The 17,104-nt window shown below is 45.1% G+C and carries 16 protein-coding genes, 8 tRNA genes and 1 pseudogene; 3 read left to right on the top strand and 22 right to left on the bottom strand.

Annotated elements, in window-relative coordinates; translation table 11 throughout:
* Positions 1 to 997: 997 nt before the first annotated feature.
* From glmS to sigW, 6 genes are all read right to left on the bottom strand, one after another.
* Entirely contained in the window at positions 998 to 2,800 is a 1,803-nt protein-coding gene (gene glmS, locus E2L07_RS18180; RefSeq protein ID WP_134230261.1) for a glutamine--fructose-6-phosphate transaminase (isomerizing), read from the bottom strand.
* A 451-nt stretch (positions 2,801 to 3,251) separates the two neighbouring features.
* The gene (gene glmM / locus E2L07_RS18175; protein WP_134230260.1) at positions 3,252 to 4,595 is read right to left on the bottom strand and encodes a phosphoglucosamine mutase; all 1,344 of its coding nucleotides are present in this window, start codon (positions 4,593 to 4,595) and stop codon (positions 3,252 to 3,254) included.
* A gap of 13 nt (positions 4,596 to 4,608) precedes the next feature.
* A complete protein-coding gene (locus E2L07_RS18170) occupies positions 4,609 to 5,865 on the bottom strand; it encodes a CdaR family protein (RefSeq protein WP_053432100.1) in 1,257 nt (418 codons plus the stop codon).
* Complete coding sequence (gene cdaA / locus E2L07_RS18165; RefSeq protein ID WP_010896447.1) at positions 5,858 to 6,682, bottom strand: diadenylate cyclase CdaA; 825 nt, start codon at positions 6,680 to 6,682, stop codon at positions 5,858 to 5,860. The genes E2L07_RS18170 and cdaA overlap by 8 nt, the downstream gene beginning before the upstream one ends.
* A gap of 369 nt (positions 6,683 to 7,051) precedes the next feature.
* Positions 7,052 to 7,693 (bottom strand): anti-sigma-W factor RsiW, encoded by a 642-nt coding sequence (gene rsiW, locus E2L07_RS18160; RefSeq protein WP_134230259.1) that lies wholly within the window; start codon positions 7,691 to 7,693, stop codon positions 7,052 to 7,054.
* A gap of 15 nt (positions 7,694 to 7,708) precedes the next feature.
* Entirely contained in the window at positions 7,709 to 8,272 is a 564-nt protein-coding gene (gene sigW / locus E2L07_RS18155; RefSeq protein WP_010896445.1) for an RNA polymerase sigma factor SigW, read from the bottom strand.
* A 204-nt stretch (positions 8,273 to 8,476) separates the two neighbouring features.
* Here sigW and E2L07_RS18150 point away from each other — a divergent pair, with 204 nt between their 5' ends.
* Complete coding sequence (locus tag E2L07_RS18150) at positions 8,477 to 8,635, top strand: aspartyl-phosphate phosphatase Spo0E family protein (protein ID WP_010896444.1); 159 nt, start codon at positions 8,477 to 8,479, stop codon at positions 8,633 to 8,635.
* A gap of 50 nt (positions 8,636 to 8,685) precedes the next feature.
* On the opposite strand, the gene E2L07_RS18145 is transcribed toward E2L07_RS18150, so the two are convergent.
* The 8 genes from E2L07_RS18145 to E2L07_RS18110 all read right to left on the bottom strand — a co-directional run bounded on the left by E2L07_RS18145 (position 8,686) and on the right by E2L07_RS18110 (position 9,748).
* Positions 8,686 to 8,761, bottom strand: a tRNA-Ala gene (locus E2L07_RS18145).
* Positions 8,762 to 8,766: 5 nt separating this feature from the next.
* Positions 8,767 to 8,841, bottom strand: a tRNA-Gly gene (locus E2L07_RS18140).
* Positions 8,842 to 8,848: 7 nt separating this feature from the next.
* Positions 8,849 to 8,924 (bottom strand) — tRNA-Lys (locus E2L07_RS18135).
* Between the two features lie 63 nt (positions 8,925 to 8,987).
* A tRNA-Gln gene (locus E2L07_RS18130) sits at positions 8,988 to 9,062 on the bottom strand.
* Between the two features lie 8 nt (positions 9,063 to 9,070).
* A tRNA-Tyr gene (locus E2L07_RS18125) sits at positions 9,071 to 9,155 on the bottom strand.
* A 21-nt stretch (positions 9,156 to 9,176) separates the two neighbouring features.
* A tRNA-Thr gene (locus E2L07_RS18120) sits at positions 9,177 to 9,249 on the bottom strand.
* A gap of 255 nt (positions 9,250 to 9,504) precedes the next feature.
* Positions 9,505 to 9,580, bottom strand: a tRNA-Val gene (locus E2L07_RS18115).
* A gap of 93 nt (positions 9,581 to 9,673) precedes the next feature.
* A tRNA-Glu gene (locus tag E2L07_RS18110) sits at positions 9,674 to 9,748 on the bottom strand.
* A gap of 226 nt (positions 9,749 to 9,974) precedes the next feature.
* Between E2L07_RS18110 and E2L07_RS18105 the strand changes: the two genes are divergently transcribed.
* Positions 9,975 to 10,202 (top strand): hypothetical protein, encoded by a 228-nt coding sequence (locus E2L07_RS18105; RefSeq protein ID WP_010896443.1) that lies wholly within the window; start codon positions 9,975 to 9,977, stop codon positions 10,200 to 10,202.
* 375 nt (positions 10,203 to 10,577) lie between these two features.
* Here E2L07_RS18105 and E2L07_RS18100 read toward each other — a convergent pair whose 3' ends face one another.
* The 8 genes from E2L07_RS18100 to E2L07_RS18065 form a co-directional block, all read right to left on the bottom strand.
* Positions 10,578 to 10,775 (bottom strand): hypothetical protein, encoded by a 198-nt coding sequence (locus tag E2L07_RS18100; protein WP_134230258.1) that lies wholly within the window; start codon positions 10,773 to 10,775, stop codon positions 10,578 to 10,580.
* A gap of 99 nt (positions 10,776 to 10,874) precedes the next feature.
* On the bottom strand, positions 10,875 to 11,849 hold the full coding sequence (locus E2L07_RS18095; protein ID WP_134230257.1) for a metal ABC transporter substrate-binding protein: 975 nt from the start codon (positions 11,847 to 11,849) through the stop codon (positions 10,875 to 10,877).
* A 2-nt stretch (positions 11,850 to 11,851) separates the two neighbouring features.
* Positions 11,852 to 12,667 (bottom strand): urease accessory protein UreD, encoded by an 816-nt coding sequence (locus E2L07_RS18090; protein ID WP_010896440.1) that lies wholly within the window; start codon positions 12,665 to 12,667, stop codon positions 11,852 to 11,854.
* Positions 12,664 to 13,290 carry an urease accessory protein UreG gene (gene ureG, locus E2L07_RS18085; RefSeq protein ID WP_053432096.1) on the bottom strand — a complete coding sequence of 209 codons (627 nt, stop codon included), beginning with the start codon at positions 13,288 to 13,290 and terminating at the stop codon, positions 12,664 to 12,666. Before ureG ends, E2L07_RS18090 begins: the two co-directional genes overlap by 4 nt.
* Positions 13,291 to 13,313: 23 nt before the next feature.
* Complete coding sequence (locus tag E2L07_RS18080) at positions 13,314 to 14,069, bottom strand: urease accessory protein UreF (RefSeq protein WP_134230256.1); 756 nt, start codon at positions 14,067 to 14,069, stop codon at positions 13,314 to 13,316.
* The gene (locus tag E2L07_RS18075) at positions 14,002 to 14,448 is read right to left on the bottom strand and encodes an urease accessory protein UreE (RefSeq protein WP_010896437.1); all 447 of its coding nucleotides are present in this window, start codon (positions 14,446 to 14,448) and stop codon (positions 14,002 to 14,004) included. The genes E2L07_RS18080 and E2L07_RS18075 overlap by 68 nt, the downstream gene beginning before the upstream one ends.
* Before the next feature lie 21 nt (positions 14,449 to 14,469).
* Positions 14,470 to 16,185 (bottom strand): urease subunit alpha, encoded by a 1,716-nt coding sequence (ureC, locus tag E2L07_RS18070; RefSeq protein WP_134230255.1) that lies wholly within the window; start codon positions 16,183 to 16,185, stop codon positions 14,470 to 14,472.
* Entirely contained in the window at positions 16,182 to 16,556 is a 375-nt protein-coding gene (locus E2L07_RS18065) for an urease subunit beta (RefSeq protein ID WP_010896435.1), read from the bottom strand. Before E2L07_RS18065 ends, ureC begins: the two co-directional genes overlap by 4 nt.
* Before the next feature lie 162 nt (positions 16,557 to 16,718).
* Here E2L07_RS18065 and E2L07_RS18060 point away from each other — a divergent pair.
* Positions 16,719 to 17,104 (top strand): annotated as a pseudogene (locus E2L07_RS18060) (DDE-type integrase/transposase/recombinase); the annotation flags it as partial.

Genomic DNA, 17,104 nt, shown 5'->3' with positions numbered 1-17,104 from the left:
CCGCTCCTCATTCTAGAAAGATGCTTTTCAGAAGAAAAATAACCATGATTCTTTCAAAGGGATCGGGAATCTAATCGTTTTTGGCCTAAAACCCTGATTTATGTTCGAGGTATGAATAATTCAGGTTAATATTTGGTAATTTGTCCTGAACCCTGTTTCTTTTCTATTAAATGAAAAAGAGAGAGGGTTTTTTGTTATGACTGAAAACACATTGAATTTTAAACAGGGGAAGAAAAAGAGAGAAGAATTACGATTACCTACCATTCATTTTATAGCTGCGGATGATTGGATGGACAAGCTCGGAGAAAAAACGTTTTGTGTTTGGTTGAAGTTTCATACGTTTGTTGACCGTAGTGATAAAGCTAGAGCGAAGGATGATATTGATAGAGTTCCCCAGTCGTTGGAGAAGTTGGCTGAAAGGTTAGGAGTATCAAAACCAACCTTATATAAAAAGTATCTGCAACCATTATGGGAATATGGATTAATTGATTTAGAAGAGTATGAGGATAGCAACAGGAAGTCACAGAAGCCGATCAATGTGATTGTATATGAGTATCCTTGCAATGATAAGTCGAGGGAGACACAACCGTTGGAGAAGGTTCGTGATTGGAAAAAGGATTATGGTTCACAGGCTCAAATCTATGCTTTCAGAAGGAAAAACCACCGTAAAGAAAATTTAACGGTAGACCGTAAAAATAATTTAACGGTAGACCGTAAAGAAAATTTAACGGTCACCGTTAAAAAAAGTTTACGCAATAATGTTTCAAATATCTCTAATAACTTAACAAATAGTTCTACTAACTTAACAAATAGTTATAATAACCATCCAAAACATAATGAAGAGGAACAATCCAAGAGAGAGGAAGGACAAGAACAAAAAGATTTGGAAGGTAATCACACACTTCCTGTTCATAAAAAACCCCTTTGGCTAATCATATCCAAAGGGGTAAAACGTCGCAACTTTATTTCAATCACCAAGTCAAACTATAAAACCGACCTACTCCACCGTCACACTCTTCGCAAGGTTTCGTGGTTTATCCACATCGCATCCGCGGTGAAGGGCTGCATAGTACGCGATCAGCTGCAACGGGATGACAGACACGAGCGGTGTAAGGTGGCTGTGGACTTTCGGGAGGACGAATGTGTCGTCTTCTTCGTTCAGTCCTTCTATGCTGATAATGCACGGGAATGCCCCGCGAGCCGCCACTTCTTTCACATTGCCGCGAATGCTTAGGTTCACGTGCTCTTGTGTTGCAAGGGCGACAATCGGTGTGCCCTCTTCGATGAGCGCGATCGTGCCGTGTTTTAATTCGCCGCCTGCGAAGCCTTCTGCTTGAATGTAGGAAATCTCCTTCAGCTTGAGCGCGCCTTCGAGGCAAACGAAGTAATCCGTTGCCCGGCCAATGAAGAAGCAGTTGCGAGTGACCGCTAAATAATCGCGGGCAATCTTTTCAAGGGTTTCCTTTTGGTTGCATAGTGTCTCCATGGCGTTGGCCACAATGCTAAGCTCTTGGATTGGATCAAACCCGAGGTCGATTCCTTTTGCTTTCGCTGTGTCAGCTGCAAGTAACGTGAGTACCGCCATTTGTGCTGTATAGGCTTTTGTGGACGCCACCGCAATTTCTGGGCCTGCATGCGTATGAAGCGTAAAGTCCGCTTCACGTGAAAGAGTAGAGCCTGGCACGTTCGTGATCGTCAGTGCTTTGTAGCCAAGCTTCTTCACTTCGACGAGAACGCCTCGTGAATCCGCCGTTTCCCCGCTTTGGGAGATAAAGATAAAGAGTGGGCGTTTCGACAGCAGTGGCATATTGTATAAGAACTCACTGGCAATATGCACTTCTACTGGTTGTTTTGCAAAGTTTTCAATGAGCTGTTTGCCGACAAGTCCTGCATGGTAGCTCGTGCCGGCTGCTATAATGTAAATCCGATCAGCTTCCATAACCGCTTGACGAATGTCTTCGTCTAAACGGACAGAGCCGTCTTCGTTTTGATATTTTTGGATAATGTTACGAATGACAAACGGCTGCTCATCAATCTCTTTTAACATGAAATGAGGGTACGTCCCCTTTTCGATGTCGCTCGCATCTAACTCTGCTGTATAAGGCTCACGGCTGACGGCTGTGCCATCAAGCGTTTTAATGGTCACGTCATCTTTTGTGACAATGACGATTTCCTCATCCATAATTTCAAGAAATTGATCCGTTACTTGTAACATCGCCATCGCATCTGACGCAACGACATTGACCCCATCCTGAACACCGACAAGAAGCGGGCTCTTATTTTTTCCCACATAAATCGTGTCTGTGTCTTTTTTGTCTAATAAGGCGATGGCATACGATCCCTTCAATAGGGAAAGGGTGTGGCGGAACGCTGCTTCCACGCTCTGTCCTTCATGAACAAAACGCTCAACAAGCTGAACGACCACTTCCGTATCCGTATCACTTTGTAATGTCACGGCCTGCAAATAGTCACGCTTCAACTGTTCATAATTTTCAATGACTCCATTATGAACAATGGTAAAGCGAGACGATTCGCTTTGATGCGGGTGGGCATTAACCTTGCTCGGTTCACCGTGCGTCGCCCAACGAGTATGTCCGATTCCAACCGTACTTTTTACGCCTTGATCCACTACTTCACGAAGGGTCGCAATCCGTCCCTTTTCTTTAAAAACATGGACCCCTTCTTCCGTAGCCACAGCGATTCCTGCTGAGTCATAACCACGGTATTCAAGCTTCTCAAGCCCTTTTAATAAAATCTCTTTCGCATCTTCCGTTCCAATATAACCTACAATTCCACACATAGTTTTGGTTACCTCCCGGGCGTGGGGGCAAGTAACCGAGGGGGCTACTTGCCCCCACTCTTTATCTCTTTTTTGTTAGCATGAACGCTTTTGCCTTTGTCCAGAAGGTCGCCCCTCTGTTTTTTACAAAAGCTTGCGGCTGTCATGTGCAACCGGAGGGCATCCGCCGAACCTTCGATAAACCCTCTCCTCGTCAACTATTCCGTTACCGTCCGTGGAATAGTCCTGGCGCTTCAACTGTCATAGAGGTCTCCCTCTGTTGCGATCCTCCTTTCTATCTTCGACAGGCTAATCATACCTAATTGTTGTCTGCACGTCAATCATTCCCAACAAATCTCCAAACTTTTTTTGTTTCATTCAGACTGATCAACATTTTCAAACAACTACTACAAAATATGCGCAAGCAACATACAACGTGTTGCCTGCGCATGAGAATGTGCAAAGGATTCAATTACTCTTGCCCTAGCTCTGCCTTTACGACATCGGCTATTTTATTCACAAAAGCGTCACATAGCTCTTCTGTTTTCGCCTCAACCATGATGCGTACAAGCGGTTCTGTCCCCGACGGACGAACTAATACTCGACCTTCACCGTTCATTTCTTGCTCTACTTCTTTGATCACAGCGGCAACCTTCTCGTTATCTGTCACAGCATGTTTGTCTGTTACTCGAATGTTTACAAGGGTTTGCGGGAATGTCTCCCACTCCTCAGCAAGCTCTGACAGTTTCTTTCCTGTCTGCTTCATAATATTGACGAGTTGTAGCGCAGAGAGCATGCCATCACCTGTCGTAATATGATCAAGGAAAATAATATGACCAGACTGTTCTCCGCCAAGGTTGTATCCACCTTTACGCATTTCCTCCATGACGTAACGGTCACCTACAGCGGTTTGCTTCGTATCGATTTGCAACGCTTCTAACGCCTTATAGAGACCTAAATTACTCATTACTGTTGTCACAAGCGTCTGTTGCTTCAACAGCCCTTTTTCTTTCATATACTTAGCACAAATATACAAGATTTTGTCGCCGTCCACGATGTTTCCTTTTTCATCTACGGCAATGAGTCGATCGGCGTCACCATCAAAAGCAAGGCCAATATCGGCGTTTTTCGCGTTAACAAATGCCGCGAGAGCTTCTGGGTGAGTAGAGCCGACACCATCATTTATGTTTTTTCCGTTTGGCGATGTCCCCATTGTCGAAATATCGGCTTCAAGATCGGCAAACAGGTGAGGGGCGAGCGAGGACGCCGCACCATTTGCACAATCGAGTGCAATATGTATACCTGTAAAGTCTTCATCTACCGTTTGCTTTAAAAATTGAAGGTATTTTTGTGCTCCTTCAAAATAGTCATTCGCTTGGCCTAAATCGGCACCCGTAGGTCTTGGTAAAGCATCTTCCTCATCAAGAAGCGTTTCGATCTCCTTCTCCTGCTCATCAAGGAGTTTAAAACCATCAGGACCGAAAAATTTAATCCCGTTATCAGCCACCGGATTATGTGAGGCTGAAATCATAACCCCTGCACTGGCGCTAACCGCTTTCGTTAAAAAAGCGACACCAGGTGTAGAGATGACTCCTAATCGCATAACTTCTACGCCAATAGATAACAGACCCGCTACGAGAGCCCCTTCAAGCATTTCACCAGAAATACGAGTGTCTCGACCAATGAGCACCTTAGGGTTTTCCTTGTCTTTTGTTAGTACATACCCTCCGATACGCCCTAATTTGAACGCAAGCTCAGGCGTGAGCTCTGTATTGGCGACTCCCCGCACTCCATCAGTTCCAAAATACTTTCCCATTGTGATCTCTCCTTCAACGGCGCTCATCATTCGATTGCGCTGTCAATCTCAATTCTGTAGTGGATGTATCTGCTTTAAAACGTAAAAATGACGGGCCCTCAAACTCCAATGGTACCTCATGAACCCCTTCTGATAAGCCGTTCACATCCACATAAATGTCAATATCACCGACTTCTAGGTTTTGGAGATGTTTACTTGCTCCAAAAACAGATAAGGCTACAACAGATGGGCTCCCATCCGTAAACACAACCTCCATATTATCAGCTATCCCGACAATGTCAATTGGAACTTCTGCCATTTCCAATTCGTCTTCCTCTTCTATGTGGAGTGTCACTTCAATCTGTGCCGGACTAACACTTTCAGCTCCTTCAGGTACAGGAACATCGAGGGTTATCGTTTCGGTGTCTTCGATCGCAGATAAATCGACAGACAGGTCTTCTCCTTCAATCACTGAAAGTTCGTCAAGGACGTCTTGCGGACCATAAACAGTGACGGTATTTGGTTCAATCTCTACAGATTCAATGCTCAAACCATCTGGTAATTCCCCTGCACGAGTCACGCGTACTGGCAGTTCCACCGATGGGCTCTCAACAGGTATACGAACATTGACGGTCTGAGGCTCGCGATCAAAATCCAGCGGCTCCCCTGCTGCATTCAGTAGCTGAACCTCTAAATCTTGCTCTATCTCCCCTTCAGCCCCAGTCATATCAACATAAACGACAGCAGAGGCAACCTGCTCCACTTTGCTCCGGCCAGCCGTCACCTCAATGTTAACCGGAGAGACGACTGGCGTACCTGGGGAAAAGCCTGGTTCGATCTCTTCTTCATTGATCATTTCAACCGTGACCGGCACAGACACCGTTTGTCGTTCTTCAAGCTGAACGCGAGCCATTCTCGGTTCAACCGTCACTGCCAAATCGCCTGGAAACCCTCTATGTTCTACGTCGACAGTGTGGCTTCCTTCACCAGCTTCGGTTAAATCAACAAATACTTCATAAGATGGCCGGGCAAAGCGAAAGACAGTGAGCACTCCTCTTGGACCTTCTAAATCAACTTGAACTGTTTCCGTTTGCTCCACAATATCGTATCGTTCTTCATCGTATAGTACGGTAAGCTCTAGCTCCCCTAAGGAAAGATTCCCGTGATCAAACGTCGGTAGAATGCTTGGCTGATTGTTCAAATTATCTACATTCACCATAATAAACAACATGATCGCAAGGAAAAAAGAAATAATTTTAACAAACCATGGGCTATTAAATAGCTTATCCATTCTTCTTCCCTCCCCACTGCCAACGCGAGGTGGTGACCATTTTCGCTTCTGAAATGAGCTCCGCTTCGAGCAAACTGCGGAGCTGCTCCTCGTCTAGGTCTCTATGCAATTCGCCGTTTTTTGTCAACGAGATATGACCCGTTTCTTCTGATACGACGATCGTCAAGCAGTCAGTCACCTCACTCACTCCAAGAGCGGCTCGATGCCGAGTGCCGAGCTCTTTTGAGATGAATGGGTTTTCTGAAAGGGGCAAGTAGCACGCTGCTGCAAGAATTGTATCATTGTTTATAATGACAGCTCCATCATGTAATGGTGTATTCGGAATAAACGTATTAATTAGTAGCTCTGACGTGAGATTGGCATTCATCGGGATACCTGTCTCCACATAGTCGGTCATTCCCGTTTCTCTCTCCATAGAGATTAATGCACCGATCCGCCGTTTCCCCATATAAGTGGATGCTTTGACAATCGCATCAATCGTTTTCTTCATCGTCTCTTCTTCATTTGCGGTACGGGAAGCAAAGAAGCGCCCCCGTCCAAGCTGTTCTAGCGCTCTCCGCAGTTCAGGCTGGAAGATAATGATGACAGCCAAAAGTCCATATGTAATCGCTTGGTTTACGATCCAACCAAGGGTACGCAAATTAAAGAAGATACTGATCGCATATACGATCAAAATAACGGTAATTCCTTTTAATAACTGCACGGCTCGTGTACCGCGAATAATCATAATAGCTTTATATATCACATAGGTAACGACTAAAATGTCGAGTATTTGCGTTAGGTAATTGAGCCACGGAAGATTTTCTCCAAAAAACATGGTCTTTCCTCCAAACCATTTTTACAATTCATTCGAGCTCAGTTGATAAAGTGAAACATCTACGTTACGTGCCTCAGGTTGCAAGGCATCGTATCCATTCAAAGTTATTTCGTCTTACTTGTTAACAAAAGTGATTACGGATCTATTGGAAAAGAAAAGTCCTTGCATTTCGCAAGGCAGTATGTCTATTATAACACATTTTCTAAAGAGGAAGCGGTTCTTTGCATTCTCTGTAGTTTCTTCCACCTTTTATAAACCTATTCTGCAAGTTACCCTTCTTCATCAAAGCTCGCTACAAGCTCAATTGTAATGGCATCTTACCTTTGAAACGATGTTGCTACCATCGTGGCTGGATGAAAAAAACAGCCCTTAGGAGGAAGGACTGTTTTTTTCATCAGAAATATCAATGACTTTCGTAAGAAACTTTTTCGTATGGTACCATATCCAGTCGAGAATTTGATTCACTTCATCAATTTCACCAGACACAGATCCAGGAGATGCTAAATATTGACTACTATTGACAAGTAAGACGTTCCCTTGTACTTCCCCTTCAATAATAAGCTCTCCATTGCGGACAACCAAATCCCCTTGAATGACTTCTCCCTCTGGGACGATGACACGGCCACTCTCTTGATCAATTGATACATTTCCTGTACCCGTGACCGTCACATGCTCCCCATCACTGGACCACATGGAGAAAAGACTGGTCGACATGAGAAGAACGAAGACCGCGGCAGCCACTGCTAAAGGATAACGACGCATCCACACTTTGAAACGATTCGTTTGTTTTCGTTTCGGTAAGTTTTTCATTACATTTTCCGTAAATCCTTCTGGTACTTGAACATGGGAGGCACTTTGGACAAATGCGACCACTTTGCGTACTTCAAGCATGTATTCAAAACAGGCATCGCACGTTTCCAAATGCTCGTTGAGTTCCTGTCTTTCTTCAGCCGTTGCTTCGCCATCAATATATTTATCAATTAATGTTCGGTAATGTTGTTCGCAGCTCATTCGCTCACACCCTTTCTACACATGTCGCATTCGCTTTCTCAGCGCTTCACGACCGCGGTGGATTCTCGTCTTGACTGTGGATACAGGCAAATCAAGAATGTCACTGATCTCCTTCAACGATAGATCTTCCATGTATTTCAAAAGGACAGCCATTCGATATTTTGGTGGCAACGCTTGGATTTCTTGCTGAATCCAATCTCTCGTTTCCATTTGAATGACTTGGTCATCCACAGGCTCCTCATCAGCCGCTAGCTGAGATTCAATCGTTAACCCATCTGCCCCTTGGACTGGATCCTCTAAATGGAAGTCCGGTTTCCGTTTGCGAAGTCGATCAATCGCCACATTTGTGGCAATGCGAAACAACCACGTGGAGAATTTCCTTTGAATATCGTAGGTATCAATATTTGTATATGCCCGCAAAAACGCTTCTTGTGCTACATCCTGAGCTTCATGCACATTTCCTACCATTCGATAGGCTACTTGATACACTTTATCTTTATAAAGCTCCACAAGCTCGGCAAATGCTTGTTCATCGCCAGCCCTCACTTCACGCACAAGTCTCTTATCAATACTGTCCATAAATAATAACTCCTACTACATCAATCTATTTCTTATACGAATGAACGTTTAAGATGTTTCATGATTTCCATTTTATTTTACCATGAAATAGAATTTTGTAGAGAATTCAAATGCATTTTAATTTTTAAGAAGGGGATGTTCATTCCATTTCGAATACTATATATAGAGGCTTAAAAACTTTGATCACACAAGGGAGTGGGTAAAATGGAGAAAACTCAGCAACAGCTTATACATGAGATTGAACACATAAGAAAATTTTTAATCGATCTCGGCGAAGATTACCCATTACATTCTCACATTGTCGTGTCATGCAGCCAAAAGCTCGACTTGCTCTTAAACGAATTTGAGCGTACGAAAGAATAGCAAGACAAAAAAGCCTCGGACAATCCTCCAAGACTTACGTTATAAACATATGGTGGAGCCTAGCGGGATCGAACCGCTGACCTCCTGCGTGCAAAGCAGGCGCTCTCCCAGCTGAGCTAAGGCCCCTTTTTTGGAGCGGAAGACGGGATTCGAACCCGCGACCCCCACCTTGGCAAGGTGGTGTTCTACCACTGAACTACTTCCGCAATGACATGGTGAGCCATGAAGGACTCGAACCTTCGACCCTCTGATTAAAAGTCAGATGCTCTACCAACTGAGCTAATGGCTCTAAAACAAAAAAGATCATTTTCATCCCAATCGGTTGAAACGATCAAACGAATATAAGGAAAAATGGCTGGGCTAGCTGGATTCGAACCAGCGCATCACGGAGTCAAAGTCCGTTGCCTTACCGCTTGGCTATAGCCCATCAATCCATGGTGGAGGGGGACGGATTCGAACCGCCGAACCCTGAGGGAGCGGATTTACAGTCCGCCGCGTTTAGCCACTTCGCTACCCCTCCATCGAAGCGTGCTTTTTAAAATGCCGGCCAGAGGACTTGAACCCCCAACCTACTGATTACAAGTCAGTTGCTCTACCAATTGAGCTAGACCGGCGTAGTATAAATGATGCTGATTCAGGTTCGTTGTCTCTTCCTCTTCTCGCTTTGACAACGATGTGAATGCGTCGAGACAAGTCGTAGCCTACTCGACGATGTTCCGCTCCTTGCTCTACCAATTGAGCTAGACCGGCGCAGTATGAATGATGCTGATTCAGGTTCGTTGTCTCTTCCTCTTCTCGCTTTGACAACGATGTGAATGCGTCGAGACAAGTCGTAGCCTACAAAAGGACAGACCCTTCAATCAAAAATATGGTGGAGGATGACAGGATCGAACTGCCGACCCCCTGCTTGTAAGGCAGGTGCTCTCCCAGCTGAGCTAATCCTCCAACGTACAGGAGCATGCGTTGCAATAGGACGTTGCGCCTTTAGCATGCCTTCTTTTTAAAAAGTAAGTGTAACTTCATCCATCCAAAAAATAATGGTGACCCGTACGGGATTCGAACCCGTGTTACCGCCGTGAAAGGGCGGTGTCTTAACCACTTGACCAACGGGCCACAGTTTCCATCAACATGTCCATCCATGTTGACAAAAAGTATTATATAAAAATTCTCTCCTTTGATCAACCCCTTTTTCGAAATTCTATTTTTCGAAATTTTTTTATCCTCGAAAGATCAAGGCCTATGAGAATAAAACTATATTTTATCCATTTTTTACCCTTGTTTTTTTAAATCATCCCCATTACGATAGTATTAATAAGAATGTACGTTCGGGGTGATGGGGTTGACCGAAAAAGGATATCCTTCCGCAGATGCTTACGAAAAAGAGCTCTTATCATTGCTTGAAACTGTTCGATATCAAGCCAAACAAGACACGACGCTACAAATTGCTGAACGGATGCTAGACTATGGTGTTGACGTGCAGCTAACTGCAGCGGTCACAGGCCTTACAAGAGATGAGATCCTCTCAGGTAAACGAGGTAAAATTCCGTTACAAGTGAAGGTTAAATGATTTAACGATTAACTGTTAGAAAGAGCCGCTAAATGTTCACATGCCTAAGAGACTCGGGCATAACTAGCCAAACGTAATAAGGAAGATCCGATCATTTTATTTTTATAGTCCACATCTTTTTCTGTTGCTTCAAGGGACGGTCGGTTGTTTGATTGGCCTTTATGGCCGTGCACTTTCGTCAGTACACGGACATAAAGGCAAACCCTTATTCATTTCTGCAGGTCTCGTTGGCCCTGACGGACATTCGAGTGAAACGCAAATGAGCCTTCGGATAGCCAAAAACTAGTTCTACGTCCACTTTACACTGACCATAGATTCCTTCCCCGTTTTCTCGACTGAAAGCAATTGCTGAATCTTTTTCCTTTGTTGTTCCCATTATTCATTGACTAAGATTTTCATCTGGTTTCCTTCCTTTGCTTCGGTGCATTGCGTTCGGAATGGGCAACCTGTACCATCTTCACATTTTGCTCCATGAAATGTTCGTTTAAAGCCACAATGACTTGAACCATATTCATGGCCAAAATCACGCGACGCCTGCGGGAAAAACAAGAGCTTCAGCACCGTGTAGTTCAACCGATAAATTTTCCAGAATAACTTGATTTAGCTACGAGTCTCATGGCGGAAGTGATCGCTTTCTTATACTCTAGTTTTCATTTTATCAAATCCAGAACGCTATTCATTCAACAACCGCTCTAAAGTCTTCACATTTTGCTCCATTAGGTCAAAGTAATCGAATCCTTTGTCCCTTTCGGTTTGGACGACATTTTCCAAATTATTAAAGTAGACCGCCTCACCGCCTAACTCTTCCATGAGCTTCTCTGCAATCGGAATCTTATAGTTTCTCTCAAACCCGATGTGAGAAAGGTCGTGCTCCTCAGCAAATTCAATTAGCTCTTTTACTTGTTGCAGCGATGGTTCATTCATCGGGGAAAAGCCTGTAATCGCTACTTGCTCCAGTCCATAGCGTTCCTCCCAATACGTATAACCAGCATGGGCTACGAGAAACATCCTTCGTTCAGCAGATTCGGTCATGTCAAGAAAGGATTGATCTAGCGCTTCTAACTGCTCGACTAATTGTTCGAAGTTTTTTTCAAATGCTTCGCTTGCCTCTGGCTTTAACTGCTGCAAGCCAGCCTTTACGTTTCGCGCCAACTGAATGGCTCGAATCGGGTCAATCCAAACATGAGGGTCTCGATCTCCGTGATGGTGATCGTGATGGTGATCGTGCCCTCCACCGATAAATTCAACTCCTTCAGAGGCCTCAAACATTGGCACTTTCTCATCTCGCAAGCTATGCATCATCGATTCAATAAAACCTTCCATACCACCGCCACTATAGAAGAACCCATCGCTCTCTGCAACAGCAATCATTTCCCGAACGGAAGGTTCATAGGTGTGAGCATCTACGCCAATTGGGATCAAGTTTTTCACTTCCACATGGTCCCCGCCTATTTTTTTAATAAAGTCTTCGAGAACGAAAACGGTGGTGTATATCAGAAGAGGCTCACCTGTCTCTGTAAGCTGTTTTTGATCGTTGACCCTATGCTTACTCTCTTGTTCCCCCACCAGTGGGGAAGAATCTGTTTCCTGCGTCCCACAAGCGCAAAGGAACATCATACTTGCCCATATGACCAACCATCGTCGCATAGTTATTCTCCTTTTAAAGCAAATGTTCGAAATGCCGTATACAAATCATTCAACGCTGCTCGCAAGCGCCAGCTACTTTCACTAAGCCATCGGACGTGAATAAGACCTTCAGCGACACACGTATATGCAAACCGATCGTTCTGCCCTCCATTTTCCATCCACTGTTCCAAGTGCGCCCCCTTTAGGATCGGAGCATGCATCCACACAGCACCATAATACGAGTAGCCATCAAGTCGACCGATCGTCTGTAATTGATCCTTCGGTTGCAAGTGAACCCGATCGTGCACTACTAATGTTTCATCAAGATAGATTTCCACAAGACTATCCACTTGTTCGTATTGAAACCTTTCATTATGGTGAACCCTACCTGGCGTCAACATATCACCGTAAAAAAAAGTAGAGGAGGAATGGAGATGAAACCGTGTGCTTTGTAGAAAGGATGCCTTTCGAAACGGTATGATCGACTCTGGCTTCCAAAAGGCAGCCGCTCCTTCATCGACTCGCAACCATACTTGCTGTGTTGAGCTCTCGCCTTGCTTACGGGAAGGATACACCTTCGTTGCCGACTGAGGGATCAACTCCACCCTCGCTCCTTCACCGACGTAAATGGCGATCGTTTGAGAATCACCACTGACCACTCCCCCAGATGTTTCCACTAGATAAACCGTTGCAAGGTCAACTTCCTCTGTTCTTAATACGCGACTTACATTAAGAGGAGGGGTTTGTTCGGAAGCGACTAACCTTGTTGTTCCACGGCGGCGTTCAAACGTAAGGTCAAGCCGCCCATGAAGCTGAGGTAAATGAGAAGAAGCCCTCACACGGAAGGCTCCTTTACCATGTCTTCTAACAACAGTTCTCGTTTAATCCAGTCGATAATGGTCTCGATGCCTTTTCCTCGCTTCTGGTCGGTAAACACGAACGGTCTTTCTCCTCGAGCCTGCTTTGCATCCTCTTCCATGATATCTAGATCGACTTCAACATACGGAGCTAGGTCTATTTTATTGATCACAAGCAAATCCGAACGTGTAACCCCAGGGCCTCCTTTGCGCGGGATGTCTTGCCCTTCCGCCACATCAATGACATAAATAAAGCCGTCCACAAGTTCGGGGCTGAAGGTAGCTGATAAATTATCGCCTCCGCTCTCAACAAAAATAATATCAAGGTTGGTAAACCGCTGCTTCAATTCATGGATCGCTTCAAAATTCATTGAGGCATCTTCCCTAATCGCCGTATGGGGACACCCTCCTGTTTCCACACCGATGATACGATCTTCCGGTAAAACACCATGCTTCACTAAAAACTGAGCATCTTCCTTCGTATATATATCGTTTGTAATGACAGCAAGCTCATAGCTTTCATGCATCGCTCGCGTTAATTGCTCGACCAGATGGGTTTTCCCTGAGCCGACAGGCCCGCCGATTCCAATCCGAATGGGCTTCATATATACCATCCTTTCGTATCTACTTATGAAATAAACAACCGTGAATGTAAGTGCTCATGCTCCATCGACGCTAACTCAATCCCAATTGCGTGGTTTGATAAATCGTTCAAGCTCCGGGCCACCACCTGCTGGGCCACATATAAGCAATCCTCGTGCAACTGGTGAATGACGCGCACCCCTGTTGACTGACCGAGAGGAATGGCTCGCACAGCATTGTGGACGAGATTAGCAACCGATGAATAAAGAAAGGCGATCATTGTCATTTGATCAGGATACGCCCTCGTATAGGAGAAAACACCATACGTTGTAGCGTAATGACCGTGGGCTTCCTTCGCTCGTATGAGCTGGGCCCATTGTGATAGCGACTCGTCTTCTTGTAACGACAGCACCGTCTGCAAAAACTGCCGTCCCATTTTCAAGCTACCTTCCCGTGATTCCCGTGCAAGCTTTTGCGCGTGGGCGAGCCGATCAATCTCGATTATTGCGGCTAAAGAGCCTGATTTTTTGAGGACTTCGAGTGTCTCCTTCAGTAAAATTCCATCCCCATAGCCAAGATTGTCATACAAATAGGTACGACACCACTGAATCAAAGAGTTTTCGTCCTTTACGATGTCACGCTGAATATACGTCTCAAGCCCAAAAGAATGAGTGTATCCTCCGATTGGGAATGCCGAATCATGGATGTGCATCATTTCGACGAGCGTGAGCGGATCAATCGTGATGGTGGTGATGCCCTTTGTACTTGAACGGCTGCTTAAACCGTTTCTCCGTTTGTTCATAGTTCACCCCAATTTCATTAAATAGAGCCGCCAACGTGGAATCATATCGGACATAAATTTCATCATTTTCAACAAGGCAAGGTGTATGCCGATTCCCGAGTTCAAACGCCGTTTTCCCCATTTCCTTCATCGTTTTCGGACGGATGACAAACGCTGGTTCAAGCTTTGTACGTACAGCAATGGCAACGTCTTCTCCCTCATACAGAATGTCTCCAAATGTCAATCCTTGCTCTTCCATGACAATCGCCACTTCTCTGCCATGATCCGTCGTCTTTCGTAAAATCCGTTTATTTAATTCGTCCCAATCGAGTTCAATCCATTCAATGGTTTTCGTAGGTGTCTTTGCTTCAATGTTTCCGATTACTGAATGCACGTACATGCCTGTTCCTCCCTTACCTTACTAAAATAAAAAATAGCGTTGGGCGAGCGCGACTTCCTCAAAGGGTTTACATGTGATCATTTCCCCGTCCACCTTTACCTCGTAGGTTTCTGGATCAATCTCAATATTCGGTGTAGCGTCATTGTATTTCATTGATCGTTTGCTAATGGAACGGCAATTTTTAACGTGGGCGATTTTCTTTTGTAGCCCGAGTGCTTCGTGAACCCCGAGATCCATGGCCGCTTTTGATAAAAACGTAATAGACGTCGTCCCTCGTGCGCGACCAAAGCTACCGAACATGGGACGTGAAAACACAGGCTGCGGCGTTGGGATCGATGCGTTTGGATCTCCCATTTGACTGTAGGCAATAAGCCCGCCTTTTAAAATGAGCTCTGGCTTCACCCCAAAGAATCGCGGATCCCATAAGACGAGATCGGCTAGCTTCCCCACTTCTACAGAGCCCACGTAATCGTCTATGCCGTGAGTAATCGCCGGGTTAATCGTATATTTGGACACATAGCGCTTAATGCGCACATTATCATTTCCTTTTCCTTGATCTTCAGCTAATGCGCCGCGCTGTTTTTTCATTTTGTCTGCGGTTTGCCACGTGCGAATAATGACTTCCCCTACGCGCCCCATCGCTTGTGAATCGGAGGAGATCATGCTGATCACACCTAAGTCTTGCAAAATATCCTCCGCTGCAATCGTTTCCGGCCGAATACGGGAATCAGCAAACGCTACATCCTCCGGTACATTTGGGTCGAGGTGGTGGCAAACCATCAGCATGTCTAAATGCTCATCAATCGTATTCACGGTAAATGGGCGAGTCGGGTTTGTGGAGGATGGTAGAACATTGGGCAATCCAGCCACCTTCATAATATCTGGGGCATGTCCACCGCCCGCCCCTTCCGTGTGGTACGTATGGATGACACGATCGCCAATGGCTTTGATCGTATCCTCAACAAACCCCGCCTCATTCAACGTGTCTGTATGTATCGCCACTTGGACATCCATCCGATCGGCAACGGATAAACAAGTGCGAATCGCCGCAGGGGTCGTGCCCCAATCCTCATGAAGCTTTAAGCCGATAGCGCCTGCTTCAATTTGCTCTCGCAACGGTGCTGGTGTGGACGCATTTCCTTTTCCTAAAAAGCCTAGATTCACCGGAAATGCATCTGCCGCCTCAAGCATCCGTTCAATATTCCATTTACCTGGCGTGCAAGTCGTCGCCTTTGTTCCTGTGGCAGGCCCTGTTCCACCGCCGAGCATCGTCGTGATACCCGAGGCAATGGCTACGTCGATTTGCTGCGGGCTAATAAAATGAATATGAGCGTCAATTCCGCCTGCTGTGACGATGAGCCCTTCGCCTGCAATCGCCTCGGTGCTCGCACCTACGATCATATGTGATTCCACCCCATCCATGATGTCAGGGTTCCCACCCTTGCCAATCCCGACAATGTGTCCATCTTTAATGCCAATATCGGCTTTCACAATCCCTGTGTAATCAATAATCGTGGCATTCGTAATAATCAGGTCAAGCACACCTTCATCCCGCGTATAAACAGCACTTTGCCCCATGCCATCGCGCAGCACCTTACCGCCGCCAAATTTGCACTCATCGCCATAGACGGTATAATCTTTTTCAATCTCTAACAATAAATCAGTATCTGCCAAACGGACTTTATCACCTACGGTTGGGCCATAGAGGGAAGCATATTGGGCACGTGTTAGCTTCACTTTTCCTCATCCTCCTTGTCTTCACTTACTTGATAGGAGGCCAAAAAGGAAGGAAGATTCTCATCGTCAATGGCACCGTCTGTCCACCCATTTAGCCCGTAGATTTGGCGTTTTCCTCCGATTTCAACAAGATCCACCTCTTTTTCTTCACCAGGTTCAAAGCGTACCGCCGTACCAGCGGCAATATTCAACCGCATCCCGAATGCTTCTTGGCGATCAAAGTGGAGGGAACGGTTCACTTCAGCAAAATGAAAGTGGGACCCTACTTGAATTGGGCGATCACCCGTATGAGCCACAAGGACTTTTACCATCCGTCTTCCTTTATTAAGGACAACCTCTCCATTCGCCGGAATCACTTCTCCAGGAATCATTTACGTTCCCCCCCTTATTGAATCGTATTGTCAAAACTTTATATAAAACAGGCTATTAAATCCTATGTTAGAGGGCTTTATAAGCAAAAAAATTGCCACTCCCTGATTTCTGTAGATAATTGAGGTTACCAAACACCCAATTCCAGAAAAGGAAGTGACAATTTGTACCCTCAAATTATAACCTATTTATTAACTTTTATAAACTATCAAGAACAAATTATTCGAACTTTGCTTACTCTATTGATTGGAAAAAGCATGTTCGATAAACCCAAAGAAGCTCCTGTTAATCAGCCTTATCGAAAGCTTCAAATTGATGATTTACCTATCATTGAAAAGGTAGAAAAGCTCGATTATCAGCTTTTATTAACGGAATATCTTCAATCAAAAGGAAAACCGTTAAAACCAGTACGCCGTCGAGCCAATTCTACGCCCGTACCTTCTGCATTGTGTTGTCCTAAGTGTGGTGCTCCTTCTGCGTATTTGTACGCAAACAACGGAGGAAAAGGACAATATCAATGTAAGGTGTGTGCGTGTGTTTTCAATAAAAA

The organism is Halalkalibacterium halodurans (assembly GCF_004376175.1).
Lineage (GTDB): Bacteria > Bacillota > Bacilli > Bacillales > Bacillaceae_D > Halalkalibacterium > Halalkalibacterium halodurans.
This window is presented reverse-complemented; position numbering and strand designations above follow the sequence as displayed.

Excerpts from the sequence above, each read along its gene's own strand:
- glmS (WP_134230261.1), bottom strand. The coding sequence starts at position 2,800 with ATGTGTGGAATTGTAGGTTATATTGGAACGGAAGATGCGAAAGAGATT.
- glmM (WP_134230260.1), bottom strand. The coding sequence starts at position 4,595 with ATGGGAAAGTATTTTGGAACTGATGGAGTGCGGGGAGTCGCCAATACA.
- E2L07_RS18170 (WP_053432100.1), bottom strand. The coding sequence starts at position 5,865 with ATGGATAAGCTATTTAATAGCCCATGGTTTGTTAAAATTATTTCTTTT.
- cdaA (WP_010896447.1), bottom strand. The coding sequence starts at position 6,682 with ATGTTTTTTGGAGAAAATCTTCCGTGGCTCAATTACCTAACGCAAATA.
- rsiW (WP_134230259.1), bottom strand. The coding sequence starts at position 7,693 with ATGAGCTGCGAACAACATTACCGAACATTAATTGATAAATATATTGAT.
- sigW (WP_010896445.1), bottom strand. The coding sequence starts at position 8,272 with ATGGACAGTATTGATAAGAGACTTGTGCGTGAAGTGAGGGCTGGCGAT.
- E2L07_RS18150 (WP_010896444.1), top strand. The coding sequence starts at position 8,477 with ATGGAGAAAACTCAGCAACAGCTTATACATGAGATTGAACACATAAGA.
- E2L07_RS18095 (WP_134230257.1), bottom strand. The coding sequence starts at position 11,849 with ATGCGACGATGGTTGGTCATATGGGCAAGTATGATGTTCCTTTGCGCT.
- ureG (WP_053432096.1), bottom strand. The coding sequence starts at position 13,290 with ATGAAGCCCATTCGGATTGGAATCGGCGGGCCTGTCGGCTCAGGGAAA.
- E2L07_RS18080 (WP_134230256.1), bottom strand. The coding sequence starts at position 14,069 with ATGAACAAACGGAGAAACGGTTTAAGCAGCCGTTCAAGTACAAAGGGC.
- E2L07_RS18075 (WP_010896437.1), bottom strand. The coding sequence starts at position 14,448 with ATGTACGTGCATTCAGTAATCGGAAACATTGAAGCAAAGACACCTACG.
- E2L07_RS18065 (WP_010896435.1), bottom strand. The coding sequence starts at position 16,556 with ATGATTCCTGGAGAAGTGATTCCGGCGAATGGAGAGGTTGTCCTTAAT.